This is a genomic window from Vibrio gallicus (assembly GCF_024346875.1).
Taxonomy (GTDB): domain Bacteria; phylum Pseudomonadota; class Gammaproteobacteria; order Enterobacterales; family Vibrionaceae; genus Vibrio; species Vibrio gallicus.
The window spans coordinates 263,187-281,730 of sequence record NZ_AP024872.1 but is presented as its reverse complement, the minus strand read 5'-3'; the positions used below and the strand labels follow the sequence as shown (position 1 = coordinate 281,730).

The following is an 18,544-nucleotide window of genomic DNA, read 5'->3' as shown; positions in this document are numbered from 1 at the left end:
AATCCATCCCTGTTTGTTACTATCGGTCCCAATATGTTATCGAACCAACTTATGATGCTATTAGCCATGGTGGAACGCGCATCTTTATTATTGATGGCGCTTTATTTCGTCACACATATGAAAATTTTTCAGACCATCATAACCAAACAGAGTCGTAGCACATTAGAGCTCACCGTATTAGCCCTTTTCTTTACCGTCTTTGCCATCTTTAGTACCTATACAGGGGTACATGTTGAAGGCTCCTTGGTGAACGTACGGATTATATCTATCGTATCTGGCGGTGTATTGTTTGGGCCTTGGATCGGTATCCCGGTGGGATTGATTTCTGGAGTTCATCGATATCTGATTGACCTTAATGGCCCCTCTTCCATCCCATGTTTGATTACTAGCATATTGGCCGGGATACTCGCTTCAGTGGTGCATATTCGCGCCAATTATTCCAACTATGCAAAATACGGCTTTTTAGTTGCCGCCAGTTGTGAAGTATTAACAATGACGCTGATCATTGGCTTAGACCAAGATACCGTACTGTCCCATTCTATCGTGAATGCGATTGCGCTACCGATGATCTTAGGTTCTTTGTGCGTCATCCTTATCATTAAATGGCTTCAGGATATGGAAAGCGAGAAAGACAAAATTGCGGCCTATCAAGCAAAGCAAGCCCTTAAGGTTGCCAACCAAACCCTGCCTCATATTCGAAAAAATTCCAATGATGCGCTTAAACAAGTTTGTGCCATTATTAAAAATGAATGTAACGCCGATGCTGTTGCCATTACCGACACCCGTGATGTGCAGGTTTATGTGGGATACAGAGAAGAGCAGTTTTCTAACCACCATACCCAAATTAGCCGTATGACCCAAACTGCGATAAAAAGCGGCACCATTATTGAAAGTAATAACCTGCAAGAGCATACCTTTCGTTCGTTAATGATCATCCCGTTATCCGACAACAGCAATGTAACTGGCACATTAAAGATCTTCTTTAACAAACCTCATCAAATCACTCTGGCTCTGCATGAAATGGCCATTGGTTTATCGCAGCTTATTTCGACACAACTAGAGGTTGCTAAGGTTGAAAAACTTAAGACGATGGCAAATGAGGCTGAGTTCGGTGCACTACAAAACAAGATTAACCCACATTTTCTATTTAACACGCTAAATGCCATATCAACCTTGATCCGTATCGAACCTGACAAAGCCAGAGATCTTGTGGGAAAATTGGCCGGATTTATGCGCTTCAATCTAGAAAATGTTGATGAGATGATCCCCCTTGAAAGCGAGCTACAGCAAGTAAAAGATTATGTAGCCATTGAAACAGCGCGCTTTGGAAACAAACTCAACATTGAGTTTGATGTCGATACTGTCAATACTTCTCTACCACCACTACTTATTCAACCGCTGGTTGAAAACGCTATCGGCCACGGCATCATCCCTACTGGGCGTGGTGGCACTGTATTAATTCGGGTTAAACAAAACCCCCACGATATTAAAGTAACTGTTCGTGATGATGGTGTGGGTATCCCGCAATCAGTTATTAAGCAGATTTATTCTGGTACTATCGAGTCGAAAAGGATTGGACTTAACAATGTTCACCAAAGAATTAAATTGCTATATGGTGAGGGGCTAATGATTGAACGCCTCGATTCAGGTACTTGTATCTCATTTGTAATTCCGACAGGGCAAGCATGATGACAACCGCAATCTTAGTGGAAGACGAATATTTGGCTCGAGAGGAGCTCAAATATCTGATCAATAAATACAGCTCAATCGAAATCGTTGCGGAATTTGATGATGGGTTACAAGCTCTTGAGTATCTGCAAGATGCAGAAATCGATATCGCATTTTTAGATATTAACCTGCCATCGGTTAACGGCATGTTGTTAGCAAAAAGCCTGTATAACTCTAAATGCCCTCCGAAAATCATATTCACTACCGCCTATCGTGAACATGCCGCCGAAGCATTTGAAATTGAAGCTTTTGACTATATTCTTAAGCCATTTAGCGAAGTTAGGGTACAAAAGACCCTTGAAAAGCTCACCCAACAACAGGTCGAGACCTCTTGTGCGCCGGAATTAACTCCATCTAATAGTGATGTGAAAGAAAGCCTTAACCTATATCAAAATAACCGCATCCGAATCATGCCCGTCACCGACATTATCCTTGCATGTGCAAACGGTAAGATCACAGATGTCGAAACGATACACGGGCTATTCACTTCACCTATGATGCTCAGTGATTTTGTTGAGCAAACCAACAACCCACGCTTCTTTCGAGCCCATCGCTCATACTGGATAAACCTCGATAAGATTGAGGAGATTATTCCATGGGCTAGCAGTACCTATCGCATTAAACTTAATAGGTCAGATACCTTGGTTCCCGTCAGCCGGTCTAATATAAAACCATTTAGGGAGTTAATGGGATTGTAATTCATTCCCTATTCTTGCAGTTCATTCCGCTGCAATTACAGTTGATTTTTTATCGTCTGTTGTGCCTTGAAGCGTGATCAATTGTTGCTTAAGTTAGCCCCAACTTAACTGATTCAACAATTATCAAAGGTACTCAACAATGAGCAATCCTATTCGTCCACGTGACAAATGGTTTACCCTAATCGGCACTGTACTGATCGAATTTGCCCTAGGTTCGGTTTATACCTGGAGCCTATTTAACGCCCACTTGGCAGACAAACTTGATGAACCAGTGAAGCAAGTTGCTTTTGCATTCGGTCTATTGAGCCTTGCATTAGCCGTTGCCTCTTCGCTTTCCGGTAAACTGCAAGAGCGTTTTGGCGCTAAGAAAGTGTTAGTTTTCTCAGGACTGTTACTTGGAGCAAGCCTCTATCTAACCTCAATCTCATCTAGCCTAACAGCTCTGTATCTTTGTGCTGGCTTCTTGGTTGGATTCGCAGACGGTACTGGTTACCTACTTGCCCTTACTAACTGCATTAAGTTCTTCCCAAATAACAAAGGCATTGCTTCTGCATGTGCGATCGGTGCATACGGCTTGGGTAGCTTAGGCTTCAAATACATCAACATGTACACCTTAACTCACTTTGGCCTTGACCATGCGTTTGATGTTTGGGGCGTAATTGCAATGGTGCTGGTTTTGATTGGTGCATTACTTGTTGTTGAAGCACCAAAGACAACAGCGCAGCCATCAAACAACGCACAGACACCAACCCATGGTAGCTTTACTCTAAAACAAGCCATGAGCAAACCTCAGTTTTACATGTTGGCTCTAATGTTCACCACTGTATGCATGTCAGGTCTGTATGCTATCGGTATTGCTAAAGACATCGGCCAAAACTACGTTCACTTATCAGCAGGCATCGCCGCTACAGCGGTTTCAGTTATTGCGGTTGCAAACCTAGGCGGTCGTATCGTACTTGGTGTACTTTCGGACAAAATTACACGCGTATACGTTATTACTATTGCACTTGTAATATGTCTTGCGGGTGTGAGCACCTTGATCTTCATCGCGCCAACACTGCATACCTTCTATCTATCACTAGCATGTATTGCGTTTAGCTTTGGCGGCACAATCACCGTTTACCCTTCTTTGGTAAGTGACTTCTTTGGCCTAGAAAATGTAGCGAAAAACTACGGCATTATTTATCTAGGGTTTGGTATCGGTAGCTTTGCAGGTTCTCTAATTGCCTCGTTATTTGGCGGATTCCTAGCAACCTTCCACGTAATGTTAGCGCTGATTGTTATTTCAATTGTCCTGTCGCTAATAATCAAAAAACCAAACTACTCATTCGCTATCAACTAAACGCCCTATCACATTTATAGACGCTGATTTAGCATACAAATGAATAAAGCCAATGCAGTAAACTGCATTGGCTTTTTATTTTTAAATGTAGAGGTTTATTACGCCTCAGCCGAAAAAATACGCGATCAGCATAATGATGACAAAAACCCCAAGCGTACCCTTAAACAAAGGCGTCAAACTCGCAGTTCCACCCTTTGGCGCTTTATTGCAACATCCCATGACTTTCCTTCCTGTTAACGTTGACCGCAGATAAACATAGCACTTATGCCCTACACCCAAGTCAAACAACAATCCTAGTCTTCATCCAGTTATCAATATTAGTATCCCCTTTTATATATGGACACCCAATAATTTTAGCTATCAAAGCGATACTTAACCGCTACATGGTAAAGCTTAAAAAATGCGTTCAAATCGGATGAATGTTGATTAATGCCGTGAAATTGACATTAAAATACGTAAATTAGGGAATTTAAGGCGTGCCGTATCGTTAGCTAAGCTAATTAATATGGAGATGTGATGAATATGAGTAAATAGAGCGAGTGGTCAGTGCAAACATCGTCGCAGTTGGTTCTTTTTGGCTATCCATCGCCTGCCTGTGTGCTCAGCAAATAACGCCAACTCATCCAGTGTTCCGACCGCTCCTTGATAATCTTTGCCAAAATTACTGGCTAAGCTCATCCAAGTCTCTGTATCTAAGCCAAGTGAGTACAGTAGTTTCGGGTGTGAAGCGACAATTGCACCGGGTTTGTCATTTCGAATAGTACGGCCACTCCAATCCACTAGTTCAATATAATCGAGTAATGAATACGGAATGCCTCGCTGCTCGGACTCACTGGTATCGCCAACAAAACCAAATAATCCCTTCTGGTTACAAGGGGGCTCGCTTTGCTGTTCATCTTGATGTGACACTCCGTGAACACGCTCATAAACGGAGGTGTATTCAGACGCTTCGATACTGTCGTTGATGCCTGCGCGTATGGGGTTCAAATCGACATAAGCCATGCACGTTAATAAGGCTTCTTCATCAAGTAACGCTTGAGACTTAAAGCGCCCCTCCCAAAACCTTCCGGAGCAGTCATCTTCTGCGTTGGCTTTGCGCGCAATAAACTCATTTAGGCTGCGCATGAACCATGAAATATCAATCAGGCGCTCTCGCCAATCATTGATGATACTAAGAGCCGCTTTACTTTCAACTTCAGCGCAGGTTTGCTTTCTTAGCCAGCGCTGAACTAATACGGGAAGTGAGTACAACTGCCCCCATCTCCAACAGACCTCTTCATCACTAAGCTGTTGATTTAATTTCTCATCGACATGCAGCACAATGTGGTAATGATTTGACATCACCGCATAGGCGCAGATATCCATACTAAATACCGTCGACAAATAATGCATCCGCTCAACCACCCATGCTCGGCGGTGCTCAAATGATTGCCCTGTATATTTATCGTCGCCACACAGATAGGCTCGACGAACACAACGCGAGATACAATGGTAATAAGGGGTATCAGAAAGGGAGACTTGAGACTGTCGAGATTGGGTCATAGCAACTACCTCCAGATGCACTGTATATCAATTAAAGCTAGTTGTAGAGTTAAGAGGCGTCAATATTAATGGGTGTCCGCTAATTTCTCGATGGGTGTCAGCTAATTTCTTGCTCTAATTTCTTGTGCGAAAAATAAAATAATGCGTATAAAAAAAGACGCCAAGGCGCCTTTAATCTGTTTTGTCATTAGCCTATGTGACTATGATCTCCATAGCACCTTCACGATATGCCAGCCAAATTTGGTCTTCACCAAATGTGGGGTTATGGTCTCTTCTTTGAACACCACTCGGTCAAATTGCGGAACCATCTGACCTTGCTTGAACTCACCCAGATCACCGCCTTTTTTACCAGATGGACAGTTTGAGTATTTTCGAGCCAAGGTCTGGAATTTGGCACCTTTCTTAAGTTGTTTAACTATGTCTTCTGCTTGGTCTTTGTGTTTAACCAAAATATGTAAGGCGTGTGCGGTACGTGCCATGATGAGTTCTCTGTTTGTTAGCTTTGAGTGGACTTTATCATAACCTGCATCAGATCGAAATTGAGCGGCCTTCTGTTATCAATACTGTTAGTTAATCGCAACAAGTACCCTTTGATTTTCACATTGCATTGACATTTAAGTGCCTGTTACGTCATTAAAAAATTTTGTCACGAAACAATGCTTTTTTTACTAGATGCAGATCCAATTGCTCGGTACACTGACATAAATCAAGTAAAGGAGAAAATCATGTCTCAAACATATAAAGAACCAGAAGTCTGTGAAGCATGTGGTGTTGCAGGTGAGATGGGATTTGTCATTAAAGAAGGCCAAGAAGTTTCAGAGGTTTCTCTTTATGCGGCTTCAAAGGAAGCAGTAGAAGCTGAATTTGATAAGTATTTGGCTCTTGCTTTGCAAGTAAACCAAGCCACTGAACACAAAATTGAAATTATTGAAGGTGAGCAGTTCGAACTTAACGCTCAATTCAAATTTGAAGTAAGTGCTGAAAAACTGATTTTTGATCTTAAGTGCCGTTCATTAGCACGCTAATTTATTGCTTTAGATATTAAAAGAGTCGGTTAATACCGACTCTTTTTTTTAACTAACCAAAATTACGCTGCATGCTGCTTATCAACCGACAAGTTACGCACTGGATTAGCATATCCATCAAGCAGATACTGATGCGCACCGTCATCAAGCTGTGCTAATTTTTGCTGAAGATTGTCACGAGTCTTGTCATCAATTGAAGCATTCTCAACATCCGCAGCTAACAAGTTAATTGGGAACAACTTGTAGTTGGCATGGATTTGTCGATCGATTTCAGCGGCCAATGCATCGGGCGTATCAATATCACCCTCTATCACATCACCAAAGCTCACCTGGATACGACCTTTGTAGCCAGTAATCCCCTTTACAATACTTTCGATATCTTCAAATTCAGACTTCTCATAGCTACCTTGGGTTGCTTTTTGATGCAGCTCTTTCGCTTTAGCCAAATCACACGGATCATATTCATATGAAATTGCGACTGGGACTATCTTTAACGACTTAACGTACTCAGCAAACGGCAGCTTACGCTTGCGTCCTTCAAGCTGAATCATCTTAATTATCGCGGGATCGGTAAAATCATTACCATCTTTAGCTCGCCCTTCTTTTTGAGCGATCCAAATTGAATTACGGGTTTCTAGTGAGTGCTTAATATATGAAGACAATAGGCCGAGCGTCTTCAACATTTCACGAGGCCCTTTTGCTGAACGCTTAACAATGAAGCTCTTGTTGATCTTCATAAGCTCCGTTGCACAAGGTTTGCGTAATAGGTTATCCCCTATCGCAATACGTACCGTTTGGTGTTGTGAGTTGTGCAGACCGTAATTGACGAGCGCCGGATCCATTGCAATATCGCGATGATTTGAAATGAACAAGTAGGATGACTCTTTGTTCAGCTTATCCAAGCCCTCAAAGGTAACGCTATCGGCAGTACTATCTAGTGCTTTGTTTAGATATTTTTCAACCTCAACTTGAACAGACTTAACCGAATTTAGTTTACCCCAACGACGCTTAAGATACGTCTTAACTAACGGAGATATAATCCCGCGTAACCATTTAGGAATATGCGCAAATTTATAGCTTAACACCGCAGAAATAAACTCTTCATCATCAATCAAACGTTGAATCGCAGGAGCTATCTCCTCATCATTGTATGGACGAATCTCTTGGTAAATATCGTTCTCAGTAGACATATTTTCTTTCAACAACTTAGAATTAAGCCGATTCTACGATGTATCGCGCCAATATACAGCCTCTAATGTCCATTATTAATTATGGTCTGACCACAAAATCAGAATAATCCCATCAATATCTGATTTGGCTTATTCATCAATACGCGATACCCTTAGCCAAACCATTATTTTTTAATATTGTTATGCACTACGCTATCGCCTTTAACTGCGCACACTTTGACTTCCTTAAGCTTACATCCCGTAAACCTACATTAAAGCATCAACTGATCCACGTAACCGAAGGATTGGTCATGGTTCGATTGGGTAAACAAGAATATGCATTTGGAAAGGGTGATACCTTCTGGTTACCAGCAGGTTGCTTAGCAGCACTTAGCTACTTCCCTAGCACCCAAGTTCAAACCATTGAAGTTTCGCAACGAGTAAGCGATGTATTCCCGCATCAAGCAGGCTATATTCAGCTCACTACGCTTCTACAGGGGCTCATTAGTAAGCTATCTAAAGTACCCGCGGACTCAGAGCAAGCAAAAGCCTTACTCGCTGTAATTCAATACGAGCTCACTGAATTAAAACCTAAGCTCAATCTAACGCCGCTCAGTAACAAGCTTGCCAACTGGCAATTAGACAGCAGTAAAATCAAAGCAGAAACAGTATTGGTATTGAAGGTACGGGAAGCAGAAAAGATGCGTCTATCGGGTAAAAAAGTAGAGCAGATTGCGCAGAAATGGTTCGATAACAACGATGAGGCGTATAGGGCTATATCCGTTGCTGTTCTAGGTAACAAAGAGAAGTAATTAAAACGGCAATTCAACCTGAATATGGACCACGTCTTCGAATTCATCATGCCACTGATAATCAAGGCGTAATCTAGGCTCGTTCTTCTTTTTTGTGCCTATGCCCACACTTAGCAATACCCCATGAGTTCGGATCCACTCTTCGTAGGAAAGATCACTGTCGTTTCCTTCAAATTCATGAGGGCGATAAAACCCGAGCCCAAAATAACCTTGCTTGACATGCTGAGTTAAGATCGGGTCTTCAACACTCTTTAGCATCCAATCAGACCAGTAATTAAGGTCTGTTTTTTCGTTTTGCTGCTTAATGTGAGTGGCTACTAGAAATTTGTCGACTAACATATCTACTGAATCCACAATATCTTCACAAAGTTGCAAAGTAGACTCAACCATAACCAATGATTCAGACGGATCGCGATCATCAATGCATGCCAAAGTGCCTGCTGAAAAACAGGTACACCCAGACAAGGCGAGGATACTATGATAGCGATTCATTAAAGTTCGATCCTTAAACGTAAAAATCAGTTAGATAACAACACTAAAGCTTGAGGTATAATCCCTTTTTTTGCAACATGCTAACAACATTAGTGCTAGTTAAATTGTTGATTTCTTGACTGTGTTCAACTTTCTTACGTATATCAGTGCTGCGAATGTCATGGGTTTGCGGGCAGGCTAAAACACTCCAGCGTCGTAATATTTCATCAGACTTATCAAACTTAGAAAAACTAAATAGGTTGTCAGGCCCCATAACGAAGGTAAATTCGTCCGTGGGAGAATCCAATTGCAATGCTTCGAGTACCTGAAATGTGGTTACCCTATCTATGCCATTGTATAACGCTTGCTCGACCCTACTCAGCGCAACGTTGCGGCATCTAATATCCCCAATAAAAGCCTCAACTAGCTCACAGCGCACGGCATAATCAAGCATCTCTTTGCCCCATGCATGGGCGATACTCGGCACCAATAAAACCTTGTCAAAATGCGATAGGCGCTCGACAACACTTAGATGACCATAGTGTGGTGGGTTAAAAGCACTGCCAAAAACAGCAATATTTGCCATAGGATAAGTCCTTTGGGTATAGCATCAGAGGGAGAATTGGGTATATCATAACAAAAACTTTCATTTTATATCTAAGCACTAGCCCTCAATAATTACGATATTTATGCAGTCGGGGCTCTGCCATCTTCAGGAATTTTTATCATGGAACAACAAATCCGTCAGCTGATGCATGTTTTACCAGAAATTGATGCCGACCTAGAAATACAGCGCCGCATTGCCTTCATTAAGAGCAAGCTAACAGAATCCGGTTGTAAGGCCTTGGTATTAGGTATCAGTGGCGGCGTAGATTCCACTACATGTGGTCGTCTCGCTCAACTTGCGGTTGAAGAGCTATCTAAAGAAACTGGGCAAAACTATCAATTTATTGCCGTGCGCCTTCCATATGGTATTCAAAAAGATGAGGATGAAGCGCAACTGGCCCTCTCTTTCATCAAGCCTACTCATTCTATTTCTGTCAATATCGCCGAGGGTGTGGATGGACTGCACAAAGCGAGCCATATAGCACTGGAAGGCACCGGTTTACTGCCTACAGAAAATGAAAAAATTGACTTCATCAAAGGCAATGTTAAAGCGCGTGCGCGCATGGTTGCTCAATACGAGGTTGCAGGATACGTTGGTGGCTTGGTTTTAGGAACCGATCACTCAGCTGAAAATATCACCGGTTTCTATACCAAATTTGGTGATGGTGCGTGTGATTTGGCACCACTATTTGGCCTGAGCAAACGTCAAGTGCGTCAAGTGGCGGCAAAACTGGGCGCTCCACAACTGTTAGTACACAAGGTGCCTACCGCTGACCTTGAAGAGCTTGACCCACAAAAAGCAGATGAAAACGCGCTAGGCGTAACCTACGACGACATTGATAATTTCTTAGAAGGTAAGCCTCTGCCAGAGTCCGCTAAGCAGAAGATCATTGCTATTTACAAGCGTACCCAACACAAGCGCGAGCCCATCCCGACTATTTATGATTAATAGCTAGATAATAACTAACACAGACCCCTAAAATCTCGGAGCTTACTAGGTAATCCTCCGAGTTTTTTTGCCTAGCTACTTGAGTTTAAGAACCTACTCTACCTCAACATACTCGACAGGCTGTTGCGTCTCTAGGATTTCTATTTTATCACCTGCTTTAATCACCCCTTCGTTTAGCGCGACGATATTCATTCCGAAATAAACCGCACCTTTTTGGTCTGCTCGAAACTTAGCCAAGGTGATAGTTGGTTCTTTGTTTAGCATACGCTCGCCATCCTCAGGGTTTACCGTCGTCATCACGCAACGCTGACAAGGTTTCTTAACCTCAAATTCCACCTCTCCTATACGCAGGCGTTTCCAACTGTCCTCGGCGAAGGGTGCAACACCATCTACGACTAGATTGGTTCTAAATTGAGACATGGTTTGCGGCGCAGAGGCGCGGCGATTCAACTCATCCAGTGAACCTTGAGAAATCACAAGCAGTGGATAGCCATCAGCAAAACTGACATTGGTTTCTATTTTCTCTCGGTAGCGATTGGATTCTTTACCACAGTAAAGCAGCACTGCCTCACAACCGATAACTGCACTAAACCATTGATTGGCTTTCTCTGTGGTTGTGTAAGCATCAAAACGGTCACTCCATATTTTGCATTCAAATTCTTGCATCGCAAAATCTTGATAACACAACTTGAGGCTAGGATGATTTGGAGCACTCAATAACAAGCCATCGGCCAATAAACAGGCTTCGATGGTGACCATTTTAGGATGCTTACGCGCAGTAAGCATACGTCCTTGTAAGTCGGTTACAACAAAGCGACGGTCGAAGCTAATCCCCTGTTTTTCAACAAACACTCTAGATTGAGAGATACCAGCGGTAGATTTAATTGGATAGATATTTATTTCACTTAATTGAGCTTGATACTTCACTTTTAGTCCTTACTACCTGTCATTTTCTTTGCTTTTTCGGTATTATGCGCGCGCATTCACGAAATCGATTGCGTCAGACATAATATAAGCTGAATTAGTCGATCGACTCAAACAATTTGGACCTTAGGCGGGAGCACACAATGACCAGTTTAACCATTACACGCCCAGATGATTGGCACGTACATTTACGCGATGGCGAAGTATTAAAAGATACGGTTCGAGATATCAGTCGCTACAATGGTCGTGCGTTGATCATGCCTAATACGGTCCCGCCGATCACGGATACAGAACAAGCCCTTGCCTACCAAGCGCGCATCAACCAGCATAATCATTCAACCACATTTAAGCCGTTGATGGCGTTATATTTGACTGATAACACAACCAAACAAGATATCCAACAAGCGAAAGCGTCTGGTCAAGTTTTTGCGTGCAAATTATACCCAGCTGGGGCAACCACTAACTCTGATTCTGGTGTTACCGACGCTAAGAAGATATATCCAGTTCTTGAAGAGATGGAAAAACAAGGCCTGCTGCTTCTTATTCATGGCGAAGTGACCGCTCATGATGTCGATATTTTTGACCGAGAGAAAGCATTTCTAGATACCGTATTGGCACCAATTGTAAATGACTTCCCGAACCTAAAAATTGTACTTGAGCATATTACTACAGCCGATGCTGCAAATTTTGTTAGCAAAGCCGGTGACAACGTAGCGGCAACCATTACTGCCCATCACCTAATGTATAACCGCAACCATATGTTAGCAGGCGGTATCCGTCCGCATTTCTATTGCCTGCCTATCCTTAAGCGCAATACACACCAACAAGCACTAGTGGCTGCGGCAACCAGTGGCAGCAAGAAGTTCTTTATTGGTACAGACTCTGCACCACATGCGAAAGGCCGTAAAGAAACAGCCTGTGGCTGTGCGGGCTCTTATACAGCCCATGCCGCGCTAGAGCTGTATGCTGAAGTATTCGAAGCCGAAGGAAAGCTGGAAAACCTAGAAGCATTTGCAAGCCTAAATGGCCCTGACTTTTATGGCCAACCACGCAACCAAGATACTGTTACCCTTACTAAAAAAGAGTGGCCGGTACCTGAAACCATGCCATTTGGTAGCGACATTGTTGTGCCAATTAAAGCGGGTGAGAATATGACTTGGAGCGTTGAGTAACACACTCATTGTCTATCAAAATATATAAGGGTTGCATTGGCAACCCTTTTTAATTGTAGCGTGTGAACGTTTCGTATATATCATCAGACATCCATTCTACGCCCTAAAACAGTGCGCACTACCTCACCAATATAGTGCGCCATTACAAAGCTGTGTGTCCTCATATTCAGTCAGCCCTAGCCACCACCTACGATTAATGACATATTCCATTGTGGAACAGATATTGCTAAGTTTTAGTTAGCACTCATCTCTATCTCTACAAGGACGTTCATCATGCAAGAAGCACTTACGGTTATTTTAGCTGGGGGAATGGGCTCACGCCTTGCGCCTCTGACTCAAGATAGAGCCAAACCCGCCGTTCCATTTGGTGGCAAGTATCGCATCATCGATTTTACATTGAGCAACTGTCTACACTCTGGTCTAAGGCGCATCTTGGTACTCACCCAGTACAAATCCCATTCACTACAAAAACACCTGCGTGATGGATGGTCTATCTTCAATCCCGAATTGGGTGAATACATTACCGCTGTCCCCCCACAAATGCGCACCGGTGACAACTGGTATGAAGGCACAGCTGATGCCATCTATCAAAACCTATGGCTACTCAGCCGCAGTGAAGCCAAGTACGTTGTGGTGTTGTCTGGGGACCATATTTACCGTATGGACTATAAACCGATGCTAGAGCAACACAAATCTACAGGCGCAGACCTTACTATTGCCTGTATGAAAGTTCCGGTCGCTGATGCGTCTTCATTTGGTGTAATGAATACTGATTCAGATAAAAAGATTACTTCGTTTTTAGAAAAGCCTTCCTCTCCACCCACCCTAAAAGATGACCCTCAGCACAGCCTTGCCTCAATGGGGATCTATATTTTCAGCATTGAAGCACTCACCCAAGCACTCGAATCCGATGCAGCCCAAGTGGATTCATCACACGATTTTGGGCATAACATCATTCCAAAACTCATTGATGGTCAAAAGGTGTACGCTTACCACTTTGGCGAACAAGAAGGCCGAGTCAGTCAAGATGTATACTGGCGTGATGTGGGCACGATTGACTCGTTATACCAAGCCAATATGGACTTACTAAGCCCAGTACCTCCCATAGATTTATATCAAGATAACTGGGGAATTCGCACCTATGAACGCCAAAGACCCGCATCTAGAACCGTGCCTTCTGCCACCGGCAATCAGGGAATATCGATTAACTCTATTGTTGCCAATGGGGTTGTGATTAGTGGTGGTTCGGTACAGCACTCTATTCTTTCGTCCAACGTAAAGGTGGGTGATGGAGCTACAATTCAAGATGCTATCTTATTTGACCAGGTTAAGGTGGGTGAGCACTGTCAGATAAAAAATTGCATTATCGACAAGCATGTTACCATCCCTGATGGCACCCTCATTGGGTTTGATCCCAAACAGGATAGAGAGCGTTTTACTATCTCAGAGCAAGGGATTGTCGTGGTACCCGAAGGCTATTCCTTTAATCAATAACCGTCACCAAATCAGACCTTTAGGATCAAGCTCTACTTCTTTCATGAGTAAGTGGAGCTGATTAGATAGCGTATCAGGATAGCTATACCAGCGCTCAAACACCTGATGTTGATCTCGCTGAGCCAACAACAAACGCCATTGACCATCTTGGCGTACAACCTTAGCCACTAATAAACGGTAATCACACTGGGTTGAATCTAGCTTAAAGCAAGCCTCTAAGAACTCCACTCCGTTTTCAATCGCCACAAAATCGACCTTTGCTATCTCCACCGGCACATTATGATTGCGGGAATCACACACCTGCAGTGCTAGCTTATTTATTTGATGTTGCTCAAGTTCTGATAGCACCATTCAACCCTCTTTAACTAATAGTCACAATTTCGTAAAAAACGAGTGATATGCTGTTAAAATCTATAAACCAAACTAGGAAACAACACATGCTCAAAGTGGCTCTAACGGCTCTGCTTACCGTTTTATGTGGCGTCGCACACGCCGCCCAAATCAATATCAGTGGTTCAACATCCGTTGCCCGCATAATGGATATTTTAGCTGAAGATTACAATAATCAACATTCCGATACCTATATCGCGGTACAAGGAGTGGGCTCTACCGCTGGGATCACCTTGGTAAAAAACGGTGTCTCTGCAATGGGTATGAGCTCGCGCTATCTGACCGAGCAAGAGTATAAAGACAATCTAATTGTTAAGCAGATCGCCTACGACGGCCTAACCGTTGTCGTCAACCATCAGAATCCAATTGCTAACCTTACTCGTGAGCAGTTATTTAAGATCTATCAAGGAACAATAACTAATTGGAAAGATGTTGGTGGTCAAGATCGCGCAATTGCCGTGGTAACAAGAGAGGTATCATCTGGTACACGTTACGCATTTGAAAACCAACTTGGCCTAACGCGAGTGCTAAATGATAGAAGAGTGTCTACCATCAGCCCTAATAACCTAGTAGTTAGTAGTAATAGCATGGTAAAAACGCTAGTGAGTGATAACGCACAAGCAATTGGATTTATCAGCATGGGATCAATTGATGCATCGATAAAACCGGTTCAGTTCAACGGTATTGCACCAAACTCCGAAAACTTACTCAGCGGGAAATATACCCTAGCACGTCCTTTTATTGTCTTTTATCACCAAGAGCTTACCGATAAAGATGCGCTGCAGTTTGTTAAGTTTGTCACCTCTGACAAAGCCAAAAACTTGATCGTTAACCACGGTTATACGCCTTACCACAATAAGTAAATACAAAAAATAAACACAAAAAAGCGGAGCTAAAATTAGCTCCGCTTTTTTATAATTTTGTCTAGAAATACAATCGAATCACCGATTCGGCTACACAGCCTGGGCGTCGTATCCCTTCAATCTCAACCTTTACCTCTTTGGTAATTTCGAGCCCTTTTTGAATAGGGGTAACCTTAATAAGCTTACACTTAGCTCTAATATTACTGCCTACCTTAATTGGGTAAGGGAAACGAACACGGTTCATTCCAAGGTTTACCGTCACCTTAGCAGTTGGGTATTGAGGCTTATCTGGATCCACTGCATCTGTCAATTTAGGAAGCAGTGCCAAGGTTAAGAAGCCATGCGCTATCGTTGATTTAAACGGTGACTCTTCACTGGCACGCTCAGGATCGGTATGGATCCATTGCATGTCTTGAGTAACCTTAGCGAAGGCATCGACACGTTGCTGATCAATGCTAAACCATTCACCAAGATAAACCTGCTCTCCAATCTCTGCACAAAGCTTATTATACAAAGCTTCGGCTTCTGGCTTCATCTCAATGGTATCATGAACCGGATTTACAACTTCTTCATTAACCGCAGACGTAGGAAAGTCTTTTCCCCAAGACTTAAATAAATGCTGAGATTGAGCACGAGTAACTAGCTCACTCCAGTAGTCTTTTAGAGAGGGTGACATCCTATCCACAAACTGCGAACGATGTCTCGACAGCGATTCACCCTTATGTTTAAGAATATCAACAACTTTCATGTTTGCTCCAATAAGGAAGTATGACCACTAATTTTGAACCAAATCACAATATTTCTCAATGCTTCATGCATATAGAATATAGTTTATTACAAAATTATGGCGGATTGGCTCGAATTATCGACATCTAGCACCCAATATCAAGGAAAAAATAGCAATAACAGCAAGTAATTAAGATTGTTGACTATTTCCTTAACGAATTTAGCTTAGCTTGAGCAATGCCAAAGATAGTGTCTATAGGATAGCTTCCCTCATCACTTGGCACACCCGCTTGCTTGCCGGTAAATAGCTCTATGGCTTCTGTTACATGTCCAATAGCCCAAATATTGAATTCTCCACGCTCAACAGCGGCAACGATATCCTTGCGTAACATGAGATTCTGCACATTCGATTGCGGAATAATCACCCCCTGTGACGCGTGACGGCCCTTAATAGCACATACATCAAAGAAGCCTTCGATTTTTTCATTAACCCCACCGATAGGCTGAGCCTCACCAAATTGATTCATTGAGCCGGTAATGGCGATATCTTGTCGATTGGGTTGCTTAGAGAATGCAGATACAACGGCGCAGAACTCCGCCATACTGGCGCTATCACCATCAACACCGCCATAGGACTGCTCAAAAGTAATATTAGTAGTTAAGGGAATTTTAGCCGTCTTACCAAATACCGAAGAAAGATAAGCAGTAAGTATCATCACACCTTTTGAATGAATGCTACCCCCCAAATCCACATTGCGCTCAATATCGATAACCTCGCCCGAACCATAAGCGGTGGTTGCAGTAATTCGATTTGGCGCACCAAACATATGATCGGAGGTGCTTAACACCGATAGCGCATTCACCTGCCCCACAGCCTCACCTTGAGTGTGAATAAGCGTCGTGCCATTAACGAAGCTTTCCATAACCGTTTGTTGCAGGCGATTTACGCGACACAGTTGGTTGCTTAACGCCTTATCAACGTGAGAGCTGCGGATAATATTCGCCTTGGCGGCACGTGCAATATAATTGGTTTCACGGAGTAAATTCGCAATATGCGCGGAATGTAAAGACAGCTTATTTTGGTCCCCGGCTCGGCGCGCACTGTGTTCAATAATTCGCGCCATTGCTTTTTTATCACAATGCAGCATTTTGTTATCGTGCACTATGCTCGATATAAAGCGGGTATAGTGGAGTTCAGTATTGGAATTTCGAGGCATCTCATCTTCAAAATCAGCGGTAACACGAAACAGCTCTGTAAACTCTGGATCATAATGTTGCAACAGCTGATAGGTATGATAATCCCCAAATAAAATGATCTTCACATCTAAGGGAATCGGCTCAGGATCAAGGGATACTGCACCGGTCATTGTCACCTGCTTTTCCAATGCTGTGAGGCTTAATTCACGAGAACGAAGGGCTCGTTTTAATCCTTCCCAAACAAATGGTTGCTCTAATACCTTCACTGCATCCATAAGCAATACACCACCATTGGCCTTATGTAACGCTCCAGCTCGAATCAAAGAAAAGTCGGTAAATACAGTTCCTTTAAAGGTTGCAGTCTCCACATAACCAAATAAAGAGTGATAGTTTGGGCTTTCTTCAACCACTATCGGTGGCTCATCCTTTGGCATGGACACCAGAACATTTACCTTATAGCGACGCGGTAGCTTTTTATCCAGAGAAGCGGTCGCAATCTCTCCTTGCTCAGCCCCCTCTTCTAAAAAGATATCGACATTCTCAACAATATCGTCCTTTAACTCGCTCAGATACTGTTTCACCTGAGAGTAAGGCCTATAGCGTACTTTTAGCTCTTGAATAAAGTGCGCTATCACCTCCAACGTCACTTCAGTATTAAGCTTTTGTATCTTATCGCTGTATTCCTCTTCCCATTCAGTAAGGCTTCGAATCAATCCACGTAGCGAGATTTCTAGAGCATCAATAGTCTTTTCAAGGCGTTCACGTTGCTTCTTCTCAAGTAGATCAAAGCTCTCATCAGTATGAGGCTCTTCACCATTCAATGCGATGAACTGGTAATCCCCTTGATTGGTAATCGTAAGGCTAATATTTTGAGACTTGGCCTCTTTAGTTAGTTTTTCTAACGCGCTATTTTGCTTGGTAGTAAGCTGATTCTTGAGCTTATCAGCGCGAGAGAAGTAGAGCTCATTGTCAAAGGCTAGTGGGATCGCCTTGAGCAGTTTGGACATTAATTTCTCAATATCTGTACGCAGATCAATGCCTATACCGCGTGGCAACTTTAGCACCTTAGGCACTCGAATATCTTCAAAGTTGGCCACGTAACACCAATCATAAAGCTCGTCCATCTCAAAGGTATGTCGCTTTAGATAGCGAATCATCATGGTGCGCTTACCAAGTCCATTACGGCCTACGGCATAGATGTTATAGCCTTTCTCTTTGATAGACATCGCAAACTCAACCGCAGTACGAGCGCGTTCTTGCCCCACTATTTCATCAATAGGTGCAATATCTTTTGTGGACTTGCTGCTTAAAATATCTAAGTCAGATTCTCGGTACAGCTGAGTAGAAGAAAGAGTCACAATAGCCATAATCACCTCCATGTGAAAACAGATAAAAGCGGTGGCTACGCTACATTAACCACACATATTAAATGCTGT

19 protein-coding genes are annotated in these 18,544 nt (G+C 42.9%); 10 read left to right on the top strand and 9 right to left on the bottom strand.

Features of this window, described 5'->3' with window-relative positions:
- Positions 1-51 precede the first annotated feature (51 nt).
- The 4 genes from OCU28_RS12900 (at position 52) to OCU28_RS12885 (ending at position 4,005) form a co-directional block, all read left to right on the top strand.
- Positions 52-1,689, top strand: coding sequence for a LytS/YhcK type 5TM receptor domain-containing protein (locus tag OCU28_RS12900; RefSeq protein WP_261818091.1), 1,638 nt, complete (start codon positions 52-54; stop codon positions 1,687-1,689).
- Entirely contained in the window at positions 1,686-2,426 is a 741-nt protein-coding gene (locus tag OCU28_RS12895; protein WP_315972406.1) for a LytR/AlgR family response regulator transcription factor, read from the top strand. The genes OCU28_RS12900 and OCU28_RS12895 overlap by 4 nt, the downstream gene beginning before the upstream one ends.
- 139 nt (positions 2,427-2,565) lie before the next feature.
- Complete coding sequence (locus OCU28_RS12890; RefSeq protein WP_261818090.1) at positions 2,566-3,768, top strand: OFA family MFS transporter; 1,203 nt, start codon at positions 2,566-2,568, stop codon at positions 3,766-3,768.
- 39 nt (positions 3,769-3,807) lie between these two features.
- The gene (locus OCU28_RS12885; protein ID WP_261818310.1) at positions 3,808-4,005 is read left to right on the top strand and encodes a hypothetical protein; all 198 of its coding nucleotides are present in this window, start codon (positions 3,808-3,810) and stop codon (positions 4,003-4,005) included.
- A 306-nt stretch (positions 4,006-4,311) separates the two neighbouring features.
- Here the strand turns inward: OCU28_RS12885 and OCU28_RS12880 are convergent, their stop codons facing one another.
- Both OCU28_RS12880 and OCU28_RS12875 read right to left on the bottom strand, forming a co-directional pair.
- The gene (locus OCU28_RS12880; protein ID WP_261818089.1) at positions 4,312-5,310 is read right to left on the bottom strand and encodes a transposase; all 999 of its coding nucleotides are present in this window, start codon (positions 5,308-5,310) and stop codon (positions 4,312-4,314) included.
- A gap of 200 nt (positions 5,311-5,510) precedes the next feature.
- Entirely contained in the window at positions 5,511-5,789 is a 279-nt protein-coding gene (locus OCU28_RS12875; RefSeq protein ID WP_261818088.1) for a peptidylprolyl isomerase, read from the bottom strand.
- A gap of 246 nt (positions 5,790-6,035) precedes the next feature.
- Here OCU28_RS12875 and OCU28_RS12870 point away from each other — a divergent pair, with 246 nt between their 5' ends.
- The gene (locus OCU28_RS12870) at positions 6,036-6,335 is read left to right on the top strand and encodes a YfcZ/YiiS family protein (protein WP_261818087.1); all 300 of its coding nucleotides are present in this window, start codon (positions 6,036-6,038) and stop codon (positions 6,333-6,335) included.
- A 62-nt stretch (positions 6,336-6,397) separates the two neighbouring features.
- Here OCU28_RS12870 and OCU28_RS12865 read toward each other — a convergent pair whose 3' ends face one another.
- Entirely contained in the window at positions 6,398-7,525 is a 1,128-nt protein-coding gene (locus tag OCU28_RS12865; RefSeq protein WP_261818086.1) for a 1-acyl-sn-glycerol-3-phosphate acyltransferase, read from the bottom strand.
- A gap of 182 nt (positions 7,526-7,707) precedes the next feature.
- Between OCU28_RS12865 and OCU28_RS12860 the strand changes: the two genes are divergently transcribed.
- Positions 7,708-8,316 (top strand): AraC family ligand binding domain-containing protein, encoded by a 609-nt coding sequence (locus tag OCU28_RS12860; RefSeq protein ID WP_261818085.1) that lies wholly within the window; start codon positions 7,708-7,710, stop codon positions 8,314-8,316.
- On the opposite strand, the gene OCU28_RS12855 is transcribed toward OCU28_RS12860, so the two are convergent.
- Both OCU28_RS12855 and OCU28_RS12850 read right to left on the bottom strand, forming a co-directional pair.
- Positions 8,317-8,808, bottom strand: a complete 492-nt coding sequence (locus tag OCU28_RS12855) for a hypothetical protein (RefSeq protein ID WP_261818084.1) — start codon at positions 8,806-8,808, stop codon at positions 8,317-8,319.
- Between the two features lie 43 nt (positions 8,809-8,851).
- Entirely contained in the window at positions 8,852-9,373 is a 522-nt protein-coding gene (locus OCU28_RS12850; protein ID WP_261818083.1) for a nicotinate-nicotinamide nucleotide adenylyltransferase, read from the bottom strand.
- A 141-nt stretch (positions 9,374-9,514) separates the two neighbouring features.
- Between OCU28_RS12850 and nadE the strand changes: the two genes are divergently transcribed.
- Positions 9,515-10,342 (top strand): ammonia-dependent NAD(+) synthetase, encoded by an 828-nt coding sequence (gene nadE, locus OCU28_RS12845; protein WP_261818082.1) that lies wholly within the window; start codon positions 9,515-9,517, stop codon positions 10,340-10,342.
- A gap of 93 nt (positions 10,343-10,435) precedes the next feature.
- On the opposite strand, the gene OCU28_RS12840 is transcribed toward nadE, so the two are convergent.
- Positions 10,436-11,269, bottom strand: coding sequence for an MOSC domain-containing protein (locus OCU28_RS12840; RefSeq protein WP_261818081.1), 834 nt, complete (start codon positions 11,267-11,269; stop codon positions 10,436-10,438).
- A gap of 140 nt (positions 11,270-11,409) precedes the next feature.
- On the opposite strand from OCU28_RS12840, the gene pyrC reads away from it, so the two are divergent.
- Positions 11,410-12,438: a dihydroorotase gene (gene pyrC / locus OCU28_RS12835; protein WP_261818080.1), complete on the top strand. Its 1,029-nt coding sequence runs from the start codon at positions 11,410-11,412 to the stop codon at positions 12,436-12,438.
- Positions 12,439-12,711: 273 nt separating this feature from the next.
- Complete coding sequence (glgC, locus tag OCU28_RS12830) at positions 12,712-13,932, top strand: glucose-1-phosphate adenylyltransferase (RefSeq protein WP_261818079.1); 1,221 nt, start codon at positions 12,712-12,714, stop codon at positions 13,930-13,932.
- A gap of 3 nt (positions 13,933-13,935) precedes the next feature.
- Here glgC and OCU28_RS12825 read toward each other — a convergent pair whose 3' ends face one another.
- Entirely contained in the window at positions 13,936-14,283 is a 348-nt protein-coding gene (locus OCU28_RS12825) for a DUF3024 domain-containing protein (RefSeq protein ID WP_261818078.1), read from the bottom strand.
- An 86-nt stretch (positions 14,284-14,369) separates the two neighbouring features.
- Here OCU28_RS12825 and OCU28_RS12820 point away from each other — a divergent pair, with 86 nt between their 5' ends.
- Complete coding sequence (locus OCU28_RS12820; protein ID WP_261818077.1) at positions 14,370-15,185, top strand: phosphate ABC transporter substrate-binding protein; 816 nt, start codon at positions 14,370-14,372, stop codon at positions 15,183-15,185.
- Positions 15,186-15,246: 61 nt separating this feature from the next.
- Here OCU28_RS12820 and OCU28_RS12815 read toward each other — a convergent pair whose 3' ends face one another.
- Positions 15,247-15,933: a MaoC family dehydratase gene (locus OCU28_RS12815; protein ID WP_261818076.1), complete on the bottom strand. Its 687-nt coding sequence runs from the start codon at positions 15,931-15,933 to the stop codon at positions 15,247-15,249.
- 181 nt (positions 15,934-16,114) lie between these two features.
- A complete protein-coding gene (locus OCU28_RS12810) occupies positions 16,115-18,475 on the bottom strand; it encodes a Lon protease family protein (RefSeq protein WP_261818075.1) in 2,361 nt (786 codons plus the stop codon).
- Positions 18,476-18,544: the final 69 nt, after the last annotated feature.